Origin of the sequence: Streptomyces sp. NPDC008139, from assembly GCF_042957025.1 — a bacterium.
Taxonomy (GTDB): Bacteria; Actinomycetota; Actinomycetes; order Streptomycetales; family Streptomycetaceae; genus Actinacidiphila.
Genome location: NZ_JBIBHM010000013.1, coordinates 188,176 through 201,128, shown reverse-complemented (window position 1 = coordinate 201,128; position 12,953 = coordinate 188,176). Strand labels below are relative to the sequence as shown.

13 protein-coding genes are annotated in these 12,953 nt (G+C 72.7%); 7 read left to right on the top strand and 6 right to left on the bottom strand.

The window, feature by feature from the left end:
- Positions 1-3 precede the first annotated feature (3 nt).
- Positions 4-1,089, bottom strand: a complete 1,086-nt coding sequence (locus ACFZBB_RS27065; RefSeq protein ID WP_391127378.1) for an alpha/beta fold hydrolase — start codon at positions 1,087-1,089, stop codon at positions 4-6.
- 155 nt (positions 1,090-1,244) lie between these two features.
- On the bottom strand, positions 1,245-2,312 hold the full coding sequence (dapE, locus tag ACFZBB_RS27060; protein ID WP_391127375.1) for a succinyl-diaminopimelate desuccinylase: 1,068 nt from the start codon (positions 2,310-2,312) through the stop codon (positions 1,245-1,247).
- 137 nt (positions 2,313-2,449) lie between these two features.
- Here dapE and ACFZBB_RS27055 point away from each other — a divergent pair, with 137 nt between their 5' ends.
- Complete coding sequence (locus tag ACFZBB_RS27055; protein ID WP_391049305.1) at positions 2,450-3,394, top strand: heavy metal transporter; 945 nt, start codon at positions 2,450-2,452, stop codon at positions 3,392-3,394.
- A gap of 285 nt (positions 3,395-3,679) precedes the next feature.
- Entirely contained in the window at positions 3,680-4,153 is a 474-nt protein-coding gene (locus tag ACFZBB_RS27050; RefSeq protein ID WP_391127372.1) for an ATP-binding protein, read from the top strand.
- A gap of 157 nt (positions 4,154-4,310) precedes the next feature.
- Here the strand turns inward: ACFZBB_RS27050 and dapC are convergent, their stop codons facing one another.
- Together dapC and fdxA are read right to left on the bottom strand one after the other, a co-directional pair.
- Complete coding sequence (gene dapC / locus ACFZBB_RS27045; protein WP_391127370.1) at positions 4,311-5,456, bottom strand: succinyldiaminopimelate transaminase; 1,146 nt, start codon at positions 5,454-5,456, stop codon at positions 4,311-4,313.
- An 84-nt stretch (positions 5,457-5,540) separates the two neighbouring features.
- Positions 5,541-5,867: a ferredoxin gene (gene fdxA / locus ACFZBB_RS27040; RefSeq protein WP_355348214.1), complete on the bottom strand. Its 327-nt coding sequence runs from the start codon at positions 5,865-5,867 to the stop codon at positions 5,541-5,543.
- Positions 5,868-6,239: 372 nt separating this feature from the next.
- Here fdxA and ACFZBB_RS27035 point away from each other — a divergent pair, with 372 nt between their 5' ends.
- Both ACFZBB_RS27035 and ACFZBB_RS27030 read left to right on the top strand, forming a co-directional pair.
- On the top strand, positions 6,240-7,055 hold the full coding sequence (locus ACFZBB_RS27035) for a GNAT family N-acetyltransferase (protein ID WP_391127367.1): 816 nt from the start codon (positions 6,240-6,242) through the stop codon (positions 7,053-7,055).
- Positions 7,052-7,876: a tetratricopeptide repeat protein gene (locus ACFZBB_RS27030; protein ID WP_391127364.1), complete on the top strand. Its 825-nt coding sequence runs from the start codon at positions 7,052-7,054 to the stop codon at positions 7,874-7,876. Before ACFZBB_RS27035 ends, ACFZBB_RS27030 begins: the two co-directional genes overlap by 4 nt.
- Before the next feature lie 10 nt (positions 7,877-7,886).
- Here the strand turns inward: ACFZBB_RS27030 and ACFZBB_RS27025 are convergent, their stop codons facing one another.
- The gene (locus ACFZBB_RS27025) at positions 7,887-8,504 is read right to left on the bottom strand and encodes a response regulator (protein WP_391127361.1); all 618 of its coding nucleotides are present in this window, start codon (positions 8,502-8,504) and stop codon (positions 7,887-7,889) included.
- 769 nt (positions 8,505-9,273) lie between these two features.
- Positions 9,274-9,708 carry a hypothetical protein gene (locus tag ACFZBB_RS27020; protein WP_391127358.1) on the bottom strand — a complete coding sequence of 145 codons (435 nt, stop codon included), beginning with the start codon at positions 9,706-9,708 and terminating at the stop codon, positions 9,274-9,276.
- Between the two features lie 251 nt (positions 9,709-9,959).
- Here ACFZBB_RS27020 and ACFZBB_RS27015 point away from each other — a divergent pair, with 251 nt between their 5' ends.
- The 3 genes from ACFZBB_RS27015 (at position 9,960) to ACFZBB_RS27005 (ending at position 12,936) form a co-directional block, all read left to right on the top strand.
- Positions 9,960-10,913: an ATP-binding cassette domain-containing protein gene (locus ACFZBB_RS27015; protein ID WP_391127534.1), complete on the top strand. Its 954-nt coding sequence runs from the start codon at positions 9,960-9,962 to the stop codon at positions 10,911-10,913.
- Entirely contained in the window at positions 10,910-11,650 is a 741-nt protein-coding gene (locus ACFZBB_RS27010) for an ABC transporter permease (protein ID WP_391127355.1), read from the top strand. Before ACFZBB_RS27015 ends, ACFZBB_RS27010 begins: the two co-directional genes overlap by 4 nt.
- 134 nt (positions 11,651-11,784) lie before the next feature.
- The gene (locus ACFZBB_RS27005; RefSeq protein ID WP_391127531.1) at positions 11,785-12,936 is read left to right on the top strand and encodes a histidine kinase; all 1,152 of its coding nucleotides are present in this window, start codon (positions 11,785-11,787) and stop codon (positions 12,934-12,936) included.
- Positions 12,937-12,953 lie beyond the last annotated feature (17 nt).

Genomic DNA, 12,953 nt, shown 5'->3' with positions numbered 1-12,953 from the left:
GCATCAAGGTGCGGCGGACGGCGCCAATGGGACCGCCCGGGGCGCTTCGAGGCGGGCGCTGACCCAGGTGAAGGCCGCCGGGAACATTCCGCCCCAGGTCTTCCAGTTGTGCCCGCCGCGGTCGATCCGCAGCGTGCTGACCGAGGTGGGCGGCCGGACGGCGGCGGTGATCCGGTCGCCGAATTTCGGCGGGCTCTCCGGGTCCTGCTTGCTGGATTCGATGAGGATGTGCACGTCGGGGCGGGTGTTCTGGGCCAGCCACAGCGGCGAGCGGACACCGCGGGCGGACTCGGCCGGATTGTCCGGGGCCATCGCGGCGGCGGCCACGAACCGGTCGGGGTGTTCGAGCGCCATCCGCACCGCGCAGTAGCCGCCGGTGGATATGCCCATCACGGCCCAGCCGCGCGGCGCCGGAAGCGTACGGAAATTGTGCGCGATCGTCTGCGCCACGTCGTCGGTGAGCCAGGTGCCGACCTTGCTCTTGCCCGGCACGTCGGCGCAGCCGGTGTTGGCCCGGTCGGGGGTGATGGTGGGCAGCACGAGTATCGCGGGCTCGGCGCGGCCGGCCGTGATCTCGTCCTGCATGATCTGGCCGAGCCGCATGCCGCGCAGGAAGCTGTGCGGGGTGCCGGGGATGCCGTGCAGGACCTCTATGACGGGGAAGCGGGTGTGCGCGAACTCCTTCTTCTTGTACTGCGGCGGCGTCCAGACGATGACGTCGCCCTTCGTCCCGGACTTCCAGCCGCGCACGGTGGCCTTCTCGAAGCCTTGTGAGTACGAGGCGAATTTGACCCGGTAGTCGGGCTTGGTGGGGGTGGGCGTGGCGGTGGGGCCCGCGACGGACTTGCCGCCGCTGTTGGCGTTGCCGAGCAGGTCGTCCCAGGAGGCGTAGAAGCCGTAGTCGTTGTTGACCGTGACCATCACCACGAATATCGCGGTGACCTGACAGAGCACGATCATCCCGACGCGGGCGGCGACCCGTACCGGCCGCGGGCCCCGTACCCGCGGCCAGAGCAGCACCGCGCCCGCCACCGCGGCCACCGCGACGGCGAGGAGCAGTACGGCGAACCATCTGCTGGTCAGTCCCACGACACGCCTCTTCCCCCAACCGATCCCTACGGCTCCGATCACACCATGCCGCGAGGGAAGACCGATGGGCACCCCTGTTCGGTTGCTCCGCCTTTCGCCGGATCAGTCGGACGAGTGAGGCGGGGCGGTCGCCGGGGCCGCGGGATCGGGCCCGGTCAGTCGGTGAGCCAGCCGCGCAGCCGCTCCTCGGCCTCCAGTACGGCGGCGACCGCGACGTGCTCCTCGCGGGCGTGGGCGAGCTTGGGGTCGCCGGGGCCGTAGTTCACCGCGGGCACGCCGAGCGCGGAGAAGCGGGCCACGTCGGTCCAGGCGTCCTTGGGGGCGGGTTCGGTGCCGATGGCGTGCAGGAAGGCGGCGGCGGCCGGGTGCGCGAGGCCGGGCAGCGCGCCCGGCGCGCTGTCGGTGAGCACCACGGTGAAGCCGTCGAAGACCTCCTCGGCGTGCGCGAGCGCCTCGGCCTCGCTCCGGTCGGGCGCGAAGCGGAAGTTGACGGTCACCGCGCAGGAGTCGGGGATCACATTGCCCGCGTGGCCGCCCTCGACCAGCACCGCGTTCAGCCCCTCGCGGTACTCCAGGCCGTCGATGACGACCCGGCGGGGCTCGTACGCGGCGAGCCGGTCCAGGATCGGCGCGGCCTTGTGGATGGCGTTGTCCCCGAGCCAGCTCCGCGCCGAGTGCGCCCGGCGGCCGGTGGTCTCGACCCGGATCCGCAGGGTGCCCTGGCAGCCGCCCTCGACCTTGCCGTCGGTCGGCTCCATCAGCACCGCGAAGTCCCCGGCCAGCCACTCGGGGTGCCGCTCGACCAGCCGCTTGAGTCCGTTGAACTCCGCCGCGATCTCCTCGGCGTCGTAGAAGACGTAGGTCAGGTCGCGGTTCGGCGCGGTCAGCGTCGCCGCCAGCCGCAGCTGCACCGCCACGCCCGCCTTCATGTCCGAGGTGCCGCAGCCCCACAGCAGCCCGTTCTCGTCCAGCCGCGACGGCAGGTTGTCCGCGATCGGCACGGTGTCGATGTGGCCCGCGAGCACCACCCGCTCGGCGCGCCCGAGCCGGGTTCGCGCCACCACCGCGTCGCCGTCCCGGTCCACCGTCAGGTGCGGCAGCCCCCGCAGCGCGTCCTCCACCAGATCCGCCAGCGCCTTCTCCTGCTGGCTCACGGACGGCACGTCCACGAGTTGGGCGGTGAGCCGAGCGGCATCCTGGCTGAGGTCGAGTTCGCTGCGCATACGCCGAGCGTAGGGCCTCGGGCCCGGATGCCCCGAAGGCCCCGGGCGCCTGCCCCGTTCACGCGCACGGAGGAGAAAGCCGAAGACGGCGCCGTCGTAGGTCATTCGGGGCCCGCCGCCTTCGGTACGCTCGGCGCGTGCCCAGCTCCCCCCCTCAGAAGCCCCCCAAGCGCAAGCGCCGGGGCCGCAGGATCGCCACAGCGGCCGTGGTGTTGCTGGGGCTCGCCACCTATGGCCTCTACCGCGCCGCGGAGGAGAACAAAGCGCCGGAAAGCGCGGACTGCACGGTGACGGCGGACGGCGACACGCTGGACATGAGCCCGTCGCAGGCGGCGAACGCGACGACGATCGCCGCGGTGGCCACCTCGCGCGGGCTGCCGGAAAGGGCGCTCACCATAGCTCTGGCCACGGCGTTGCAGGAGTCACGGCTGGACAATCTCGATCACGGCGACCGGGATTCGCTCGGCCTGTTCCAGCAGCGCCCCTCGCAGGGCTGGGGCACCGCGCAGCAGGTCCAGGACCCGGTGTACTCGACGAATGCCTTCTTCGACGGCCTGGTGAAGATCGAGGGCTATTCGCGGCTGCCGCTGACCGTGGCGGCGCAGCGCGTGCAGAAGAGCGGCTTCCCCCAGGCGTACGCGAAGCACGAGGCGGACGCGACGCTGCTGTCGGCGGCGCTGTACGGCCGCAAGGCGGGCGCGCTGAGCTGTACGACGGGCTCGGACACGCCCTTCAGCGCGGGCGGCAAGCTGGGCAGTACGTCGCAGGTCACGGCCAGGCTGACGCGGGAGTTCGGCAGCCAGGTCAAGCCGGTGGCGGCCGACGAGCCGCGTACGGTCGCGGTGCCCGCCAGGCCCGCGGGCGGCGCGGCGGAGGGCGACGGCACCCGGCGCGGCTGGGAGTTGGCGCAGTGGGCGGTCGCGCACGCGCAGGACCTGAAGGTCGAGCAGGTGACCTTCGGCGGCCAGAAGTGGGCCGCGGCGCAGTCCGGCAAGGGCTGGCAGAAGCAGAAAGCGGGCGGCGCGCAGGGTTCCGCGGCCGTCAAGCCGGACGGATACGTACGGATCACCGTCGCGCAATAGTGCGCGCATTCACTCGGAAGTGCCCGCTCCCGCGGTCAAACGCGGGCTGCGGGAAAACCGCTCGACCGGGTGGCAATTCCCTTGCCGCAGCAGGGATGTGACGTTTCATCAAAGTCATATGAGCTGTCCGCTATATCCGATCTGTCGGATTCCTATAATGCGACACATTGCCAACTCTTTACTTCGAACGGCCGCAACCTTCGGGCTCCTTGAGCGGTAGTCACGACGTCCGCCCGGCGGACGCAATACGTCCCCTCACGGAGCCAACTCCGTAAAAGGAGCACCATGTCCCTCCCCCTGACCCGCCGCTTCGCCCAAGCCGCCCTGCTGATCGGCGCCGCCGCCGCGCCGCTGATCGGAGCGGGCGCCGCGCAGGCCGCCGCGCTGCCGCCGACGGACCTGGGCGGGCTGAGCAATCTGGACGGCGCCAATGTCGGCAACACGCTGGACAGCGCTTCCCAGCAGGCCACCGGGGTGGCCGGGCAGGCCGGTACCCAGACGATGAGGACCACGCTCCCGGCCACCGGCCGCATCGTGGGCACCGCGAGCAAGACCGCCGCCCCGGCCGCGCAGAAGGCCGCGGGCGACGCCGCCGACTCCGCGGGCCGGATCGTCGGCCAGACCGCCGAGTCCGCCGGCGGCGTCGCCCCGCACACCGAGACGCTGCCGGTCTCCGCGCTCCCCAACGCCGGCCAACTGCCGACCGGCGCGCTGCCCACCACCGACATGCTGCCGCTCAAGGGCCTCCCCCTGGGCTGATCGCCGAACCGCACGACAGCGGGGGCCGGGAGCGACCGCTCCCGGCCCCCGCGCGTGTCTGCCGGGCAGCGCTCTCACACCAGCGAGGCGCCCTCAGGCCGGCCTGGTCGGCTCAGCCCAGCGGGTCAGCCCAGCGGGTCAGCCCAGCGGGAGCGGTTCAGCGCAGCCGCTCGACGGCCGCCGCCACCCGCTCGTCGACCGCCGTGAAGGCGATCCGGACGAACCGCTCGCCCGTCGGCCCGTAGAACTCGCCGGGCGCCACCAGGATGCCGCGCTTGGCCAGGTCGCCGACGGTGTCCCAGCAGTTCTCCGCGCGGGTCGCCCACAGGTACAAGCTGGCCTCGCTGTGCTCGATCCGGAAACCCGCGCCCTCGAAGGCGGTCCGCAGCGCGGCGCGGCGGCGCGCGTACCGCTCCTTCTGCTCCACGGCGTGCTCGCGGTCGTCGAGCGCGGCGACCATCGCGGCCTGTACGGGCGCGGGCACGATCATGCCGACGTGCTTGCGGACCTCCAGCAGACCGGCGACGACGGACGCGTCACCGGCGAGGAAGGCGCCGCGGTAGCCCGCGAAGTTGGACCGCTTGGACAGCGAGTGGACGGCGATCAGCCCCTCGTGGCTGTCCCCGCACACGTCCGGGTGCAGTACGGAGACCGGCTCCGTCCCCTCCCAGCCCAGCTCGATGTAGCACTCGTCGGACACCACGAGCACCCCGTGCTCGCGCGCCCACGCCACGATCCGGCGCAGCTCGGCGGCGGACAGCACGCGGCCTGTGGGGTTGGACGGGCTGTTGAGCCAGAGCAGCTTCAGGCCGTCCGGGTCGAGTTCGGTCACCGGGTCGTCGTACGTGATCGGTTCCGCGCGGGCCACCAGCGCGCCGATCTCGTACGTCGGGTAGGCGAGCCGCGGGTACGCGATCCGGTCGCCCGCCTCGATGCCCAGCAGCGTCGGCAGCCAGCCGACCAGTTCCTTGGAGCCGAGCAGCGGCAGGATGTTCGCCGGGTCGGCGCCGCTCACGCCGTGCCAGCGGCTGAGATATCCGGCGGCGGCCTCGCGCAGCGCGCGCGTGCCGTACGTCAGCGGATAGCCGGGGCTGTCGGCGGCGGCGGCGAGCGCGCGGCGGATCACCTCGGGCACCGGGTCCACCGGGGTCCCCACCGACAGATCGACCACGCCGTCCGGGTGCGCGACGGCCGTCGCCTTGTAGGGCTCCAGACGGTCCCACGGGAAGACCGGTAGGCGGGCGGAGATGCTCACGTGCTCACTCTCGCTTGTCGATCGATTGTCCGTGATCGAAATGTCCATGACGGACGTACGCCGCGGCCCCGCACAGCGCCGAGCGTGGCTCGGTGCGCCGTACGGGGCCGGGCGGAGACTGCCCGACCGGGATCAGTGGTCCTGGCTCTGCGGGGGCAGCGCTGCGATGAAGGGGTGGTCGCGCTCGATGAGACCGAGCTTGGACGCGCCGCCGGGCGACCCCAGTTCGTCGAAGAACTCCACGTTCGCCTTGTAGTAGTCCTTCCACTCCTCCGGGGTGTCGTCCTCGTAGAAGATCGCCTCGACGGGGCAGACCGGCTCACAGGCGCCGCAGTCGACGCATTCGTCCGGGTGGATGTACAAGGACCTGGAGCCCTCGTAGATACAGTCGACCGGGCACTCTTCGATGCACGCCTTGTCCTTCAGGTCGACACAAGGCTGCGCGATGACGTAGGTCACGCTGTCGTTCCTCCTCGATAGGGCTCATCTCGCGCGGGAGCGCGGCGTCGTCGATGCCCGCACCTAGTATCTCCGTTCCTGAGCACGATCCGAACAGGAGGGGCACGCATGGCAGGGGATTTCTCTTCCGGAGCGCGGCTCGTGATCCGGATTACCCCGTCTGATGTGGGAAAACGCGTATCGGTACGGCAGGTTCTGGAGATCACCGACGGGCATCCTACGTTCACCGATACGGTCGGTGTTCTCGTATCGTGGGACGCGGGAGTGGTGTGCGTCACGCGGAGGTCCGGGGAAACGGTACGCATCGACGAATCGCTCCTCGTCGCGGGGAAGGTGGTGCCGCCCACCCCGCCGTCACGGAGAATGTCGCGTGTGACGTCCGCGTCCCCCGAGGAGCTTGAGGCCTTCGCCTCGCGCGCCTGGCCCGCCACCGAGACCGAGCCGCTGGGCCGGTGGACGCTGCGCTCGGCCGTCGCGGGGGCGCGCGAAGCGGATCAGGACAAGGGCGGCGGCGGGCGGCCGACAGGAGGGGCGCGCGAAGCGCATCAGGTCAAGGGTGGTGGTGGGCGACGGGAGGGATTCACCCGCCGCGCCAACTCCGTCCTGGTGGACGGCGATCCCGACCGCCCGCTGGACGCCGCGCTCGACCACGTCGTCGGCTGGTACGGGGCGCGGGGCACGACGCCGTATCTCCAGGTGCCCGACACCTCGCCCTACGCGGCCGAGTTGGAGCGCCGCGGGTGGGTGCGGGAGGCGGACACGCTGGTCAGGGTCGCGCCGCTGGCGCCGCTCACCCGGCTGCCGGGCGCGGACGCCGTCACGCTGTCCCGGACGCCCGACGCGGCGTGGCTGGCCGCGTACCACCGCACCGGCTCGCTCGCCGACGCGGCGCTGAAAGTGGTCTCCGGCGGGCCCTCGGTGTGGTTCGCGACCGCCCCCGGCGCCATCGGGCGGGCCGTGGTCGACGGGCCGTGGGTGCTGTTCGGCGCGGTCGAGGTGGCGCCCTCGCACCGCCGCAGGGGCCTGGCCACCGCCGTCATGGGCGCGCTCGCCCGGCGCGCCGCCGACGAGGGCGCGAGGAGCGCGTACCTCCAGGTGGAGGCCGACAACGAGGCGGCCCGCGCGCTCTACGACGGGCTCGGCTTCACCGACCACCACGGCTACCACTACCGGCGTCCCTCGGTATGAGCGCGGACGTACGGGAACGGTTCGCGGCGGCGGCGCGCGAGGAGCGCCCCGACCTGGCCGAGCTGTGCCTGCTGATCGGCGCGGAGGCCGACCCGGCGCTGGACGGCGTCGCGATCGACGCGGCCCAGATCGAGCTGGACCGGCTCGCCGGGATGCTCCCGTACGGCCTGACGACGCCGCTGGAGTGGGCGAACGCCCTGCACCGGCTGCTCGGGGCCCGGCTGGGCTTCCACGGCGAGCCCGGCGACTACCAGAAGCTCTCGTCGTCGCTGCTCCAGCAGGTGCTGCGGCGGCGGCGCGGGCTGCCGATCCTGCTGTCGGTGGTCTGGACGGAGGTCGCCCGGCGGGCCGGCGCGCCGGTGTACGGGGTCGCGCTGCCCGGCCACTACGTCGTCGGCTTCGGCGATCCGGCGGGCGCGTACGTCCTGGTCGACCCCTTCGAGGGCGGCCGGGTGCTGTCGGGGCCCGACGCGGAACTCCTGGTCGCGGGCGCGACCGGCGCCCCGCTGGCCCCCGGCATGCTCACGCCCGCCGATCCGCTGGACACCGTGCACCGCGTCCTGAACAACATCCGCGCCTGGGCGTCCGCCCGCCTCGAACAGGCCCCCGTCGAGCTGTGGACGATCGACCTCGCCCTGCTCCTCCCCCGCCACCCGGCCCGCCTGCGCTACGAGCGCGCCCAACTCCTCGTCCGCCTCGGCGACTTCACCGGCGGCGCCGCGGCCCTCGACGAATACGCCGAACTGATCGGCGGTTTCGACCCGGAGACCGCGGAGAAGATCCGCCGCAAGGCCCGTGCGGCGCGGGCGCTGCTGAACTGAGCGCGCCGCTTTAGAGCCAGCCCTTTTCGCGGGCGATACGGACCGCCTCCGCGCGGTTGCGCGCGCCCGTCTTCTGGATCGCGGTCGACAGGTAGTTGCGGACCGTGCCCTCCGACAGCAGCAGGCCGCGCGCGATGTCGGCGTTGACCGAACCGTCGGCGGCGGCCCGCAGCACCTCCCGCTCGCGGGCCGTCAGCGGGTCGGCGCCGTCGGCGAGCGCCGCGGCGGCCAGCGTGGGGTCGATGACGCGCTCGCCGCGCAGCACCCGCCGTACGGCGTCGGCCAGTTGGGCCGCCGGAGCGTCCTTGACCAGGAACGCCTCCGCGCCCGATTCCATCGCTCTGCGCAGATAGCCGGGGCGGCCGAAGGTCGTGACGATCACGATTTTGACCTCCGGCAGCTCTTCGCGGAGGCGCGCCGCCGCCTCGATGCCGGTCAGGCCCGGCATCTCGATGTCCAGCAGCGCCACGTCCGGGCGGTGCGTCCTGGCCGCCGCCAGCACCTCGTCGCCGCGGGCCACCTGGGCGACGACCTCGAGGTCCTCTTCGAGGCCGAGGAGCGTCGCCAGTGCTTCTCGCACCATCGACTGATCCTCCGCGAGCAGCACCCGGACATTCCTCACGCTCATGCGCCCAGGTTAGAAGGTCCACCCCGCCGGCGGTCCCCCGCCGTGGGACGGCAGCCCCGATCCCCTGGGCCGCACCCCCAGACGGTTCCTCTACCCGGGCGGCAGACCGATCTTTCAGGGGCGCGGCCCCAGACGGCTTCCTCACCAGCGCGGCTGGCCGGTCCTCTCAGGGGCGCGCCCCCGAGGCAGTCCTTCTGCCAGGGCGGCGGGCCGATCCTCTCAGGCGCGCACCCCCGAGGCAGTTCTTCTGCCAGGGCGGTGGGCCGATCCTTTCAGGGGCGCGGGGAACTGCGCGGCCAGCCCCCACCGGGCTTTCAGCCCGAGAACACACAGCATCTGCCCCGCTGGGGCCGGTTTTCAAAGGCGCGCCACCGCCGTGGCTGAGCGCGCAGTTCCCCGCGCCCCTTCGGGGCACGACCCGCCCGTGCGAACACCGCGCCACCGCCGTGGCTGAGCGCGCAGTTCCCCGCGCCCCTTCGGGGCACGACCCGCCCGTGCGAACACCGCGCCACCGTCGTGGCTGAGCGCGCAGTTCCCCGCGCCCCTAAAAACACGTGGCCGGCGCCCGGCAGAAGAACGCGCCCCGGGGCGCGCCCCCTGAGAAGATCGGCCCACCGCCCAGGTTGAATCGGCGGACCGCCGGCCCGCGAGCGCGGGTACAGGGGCCGCGCCCCTGAGAAGATCGGCCCACCGACCCCGCAGAAGTACCGCCCAGGGGCCCCGCGAAAGGTCGGCGGGGCGTGGGCGTGGGGGAACCCCCGCGGCGGGGTTAGCCGAGGGCTTCGGTGAAGCTGGTGGCGCCCATGGCAGAGGTGACGGTGGCACGGTATTTGGGGCAGGAGCCCAGAGCGGCAGCGTCAAGATCGGCGGCGGTGCGCGGCTTCTGATCGGGGTGCTGCTCGATCCAGTTGGCGAGGTCGATGGCGAAGAACGCCTTGGCGCCCGCGGGGGCGCCGGAGTCCTTGATGCGGGGCCCTTCCTTGGCGAGGAAGGCGCAGAAGGTCGGGCCGTCGACCGGATTGGCACCGCCGGAGCCACCGGTGGCGGAGGCGGAGGCGGACGGAGAGGCGGCAGGAGCGCTGCCGGTGGCCTTGGCCGACCCCGTGGCGGACGGCCTGGAACCCCCCGAGCCCCCGCCGCAGGCGGCCAGCAGGAGCACTCCTGCCACCGCGACCCCGGCCGTCGGCACCGTACGTCTGATCACACGTCTCGTAGCGGAACGCGTCACGTCGACTCCCCCCAAGAAGGCGCCACGGCGGCGCCCGGTGGCCGGACCGTACCGAGCGCGGAGGCCCGGCGTCCCACCCCCGGCACGGATGGTTACAGCGTGAGGACCCGGCGGTGACAGCCGGCCCCGGACGCGGACCGCCGTATGACATCTGTCATGGGGAAGACACGACTCGCGGCACTGCACGGGCGAGGGGCGGGCGGGCGAAGCTTGGTGGCATGAGCGCGATGGGGATGACGACCGTGAACGGGCCGGGGGCCGCCGTCAAGGGCGAGCCCGTGGTCGCCTTCAGCGATGTGAACAAGAGCTTCGGGCCGGTGCGGGCCGTCGCGGAGCTGAGCCTGACGCTGCACCCGGGCGAGACGGTGGCCCTGCTGGGCCCGAACGGCGCGGGGAAGTCGACCGCGCTCGACCTGATGCTGGGGCTGCGGAACGCGGACAGCGGGAGCGTGCGGCTGTTCGGCACGACCCCGGCGCAGGCCATCGCGGCGGGCCGGGTGGGCGCGATGCTCCAGAGCGGCGGCCTGATGGAGGAAGTGACCGTACGGGAGCTGGTGGGCCTGGCGTGCGACCTGCACCCGAAGGCGTACCCGGTGGACGAGGTACTGGCCAGCGCCGACATCGCCGACATCCGCGACCGCAAGGTCAACAAGCTCTCCGGCGGTCAGGAGCAGCGCGTACGGTTCGCGCTCGCGACGGCCGGGGCGAACGACCTGATCGTGCTGGACGAGCCGACGGTCGGCATGGACGTCAGCGCGCGGCAGGCGTTCTGGGCCACGATGCGCGGCCAGGTGGAGCAGGGCAGGACCGTGCTGTTCGCCACCCACTACCTGGAGGAGGCGGACGCCATCGCGGACCGCGTCCTGGTGCTGCACCGGGGGCGGCTGATCGCCGACGGGACGGCCGCGGAGATCAAGGCGCGGGCGGGCGCCCGCCGGATCACCTTCGACCTGGACGGCACGCCGGACGAGCGGGCGCTCAGCGCGCTGCCGCACATCGTCGGCATCGACATCACCGGCCCGACCGTCCGCATCCGCTCCGACGACGCGGACGCCACGACGCACGCCGTGTACGCGCTCGGCCTGTACCCGCGCAATCTGGAGGTCTCGGGCCTCGGCCTGGAGCAGGCCTTCCTCGCCATCACCGACGCAGCGTCCGCCGAGGAGGCGGAGAACCGATGAAGACCCTGGTCAGACTGGAGATCGTCCGCACCCTGCGGAACCGCAAGTTCATGTTCTTCTCGGTGCTCTACCCGGGCCTGCTCTTCCTGATCATCACGGCGGGCGCCGACAAGACGAAGAGGATCGACGGCCTGAATCTCACGCTGGTCGCGTACTACATGGTCGCGATGGCGGCGTTCGGCGCGATGACGGCCGTGCTGATGGGCAACGCCGAGCGGATCGCGCGGGAGCGCGAGAAGGGCTGGGTGCGGCAGTTGCGGCTGACCTCGCTGCCCGGCCGCGGCTATGTCACCGCGAAGATCGCCTCCGCCGCGACTGTCAGCCTGCCGTCGATCCTGATCGTGCTGATCCTCGGCGCGACCGTGAAGAACGTCCGGCTCGACGCCTGGCAGTGGATCGCGATCCTGGCCGCGACCTGGGCGGGCAGCATGGTCTTCGCGGCGCTCGGCGTCGCCATCGGATACGTGGCCACGGCCGACGTCGCCCGCCCGATCTCGATGCTCGCCTACTTCGTCCTGGCGATGCTCGGCGGGCTGTGGGTGCCGATCACCACCTTCCCGCACTGGCTCCGGACGATGGCCGACTACCTGCCGGGACGGCCGTACGCGGCGCTCGGCCAGTCCATCGAGTTCGGCAACGCGCCGCACGCCCGTGACATCGCCGTCCTCGCCTTCTACCTGCTGCTCTTCGCGGGTACGGCCGCCTGGCTGTACCGCAAGGACACGCAGAAGGCGTGACGCGGATGGCGAAGGAGGAGCGGGCGCGGCAGCAGCGGGCACAGGACCGGGACCGGGCGGTGGAACAGGCCCGCGCGCGGGACCGGCCGTGGCCGCCGTGGCGGCAGGCGGTGGAGGACGCGGACACCACCGCCATGGGCCGCGCCCCCGAGACGCGCGGCCAGGCGTTGGTCAAGCTGATGTGGATCGGCATCTGGCTGCTCTACCTCGGCTCCCCCGTCAGCGACCTGGCCGACGGCCACCACGGCGCCCTGGTCACCGTCGTCGCCGGCTGCGGCCTGCTCGTCTTCGTCGTCTCCTACCTCGCCGTCGTCTTCCTGCGCACCAACACCGCGTACATGCAGGAGCGTTGGGTGTACGGGGTGCTCGCCGCCCAGCTCGCGCTCGCCTTCACGCTGTCCGCGACGCTCGGCAAGGACTGGCTGGTGATGTTCGTCTACGTGGCCGTCGCCTGCGGGGCGTCGCTGCCGGGCGCGCAGTCCCGGTGGGCGATTCCCGCGGTCACGGCGGCACTCGCCGGGGTCGGCGCCTGGGTCGACAGCAGCGGCGACCTCTACCCCGCGCTGGTCATCCCGGCCCTGCTCGGCGGCTTCGCGATGGTGGGCGTGCGGCAACTCGTCCGGACCATGCGGGAGTTGCGCGAGGCGCGGGAGACGGTGGCGCATCTGGCCGCGACCGAGGAGCGGTTGCGGCTCGCCCGTGACCTGCACGACCTGCTCGGGCACTCGCTGTCCCTGATCACGCTCAAGAGCGAACTGGCCGGGCGGATGCTGCCGGACCGGCCGCAGGACGCGGCGCGGCAGGTCGCCGACATCGAGAAGGTCAGCAGGCAGGCGCTGGTCGACGTACGGGAGGCGGTCAGCGGCTACCGCCGCCCGACGCTGGCCACCGAACTGGCCTCCGCGCGCTCCGCGTTGGCCTCCGCCGGGATCGCCGCGCGCGTCCACCAGCCGGACCGGCTGCCCGGTCTCGCCCCGGACGGCGAGGGCGCCCTGGCCTGGGCGCTGCGCGAGGCGGTGACCAATGTCGTACGCCACAGCGGCGCCCTCACCTGCGTGATCGCCCTGAGCACCAGCGAGGATGGCGCCGCCGCCACCCTCACCGTCTCCGACGACGGCCGCGGCCCCGCTCCCCATCACACCCCGGGCAACGGCCTCAACGGCCTGACCGAGCGCCTCATCCTGGCCGGCGGCACCCTGCGCACCGCGCCCTCGGGCGACGGCGGCTTCCGCCTGACGGCGACGGTGCCGGTCGGCGCCGACGAGACGAGTCCGACCGGCGTCTGAGAACCCCTGGGGCCGTC

What these genes read in the sequence shown, in the direction of transcription:
- dapE (WP_391127375.1), bottom strand. Translation starts at nt 2,312, where the DNA reads ATGCGCAGCGAACTCGACCTCAGCCAGGATGCCGCTCGGCTCACCGCC.
- ACFZBB_RS27050 (WP_391127372.1), top strand. Translation starts at nt 3,680, where the DNA reads ATGTCCCTCCCCCTGACCCGCCGCTTCGCCCAAGCCGCCCTGCTGATC.
- dapC (WP_391127370.1), bottom strand. Translation starts at nt 5,456, where the DNA reads ATGGACATTTCGATCACGGACAATCGATCGACAAGCGAGAGTGAGCAC.
- ACFZBB_RS27030 (WP_391127364.1), top strand. Translation starts at nt 7,052, where the DNA reads ATGAGCGCGGACGTACGGGAACGGTTCGCGGCGGCGGCGCGCGAGGAG.
- ACFZBB_RS27025 (WP_391127361.1), bottom strand. Translation starts at nt 8,504, where the DNA reads ATGAGCGTGAGGAATGTCCGGGTGCTGCTCGCGGAGGATCAGTCGATG.
- ACFZBB_RS27015 (WP_391127534.1), top strand. Translation starts at nt 9,960, where the DNA reads ATGGGGATGACGACCGTGAACGGGCCGGGGGCCGCCGTCAAGGGCGAG.
- ACFZBB_RS27010 (WP_391127355.1), top strand. Translation starts at nt 10,910, where the DNA reads ATGAAGACCCTGGTCAGACTGGAGATCGTCCGCACCCTGCGGAACCGC.
- ACFZBB_RS27005 (WP_391127531.1), top strand. Translation starts at nt 11,785, where the DNA reads ATGGGCCGCGCCCCCGAGACGCGCGGCCAGGCGTTGGTCAAGCTGATG.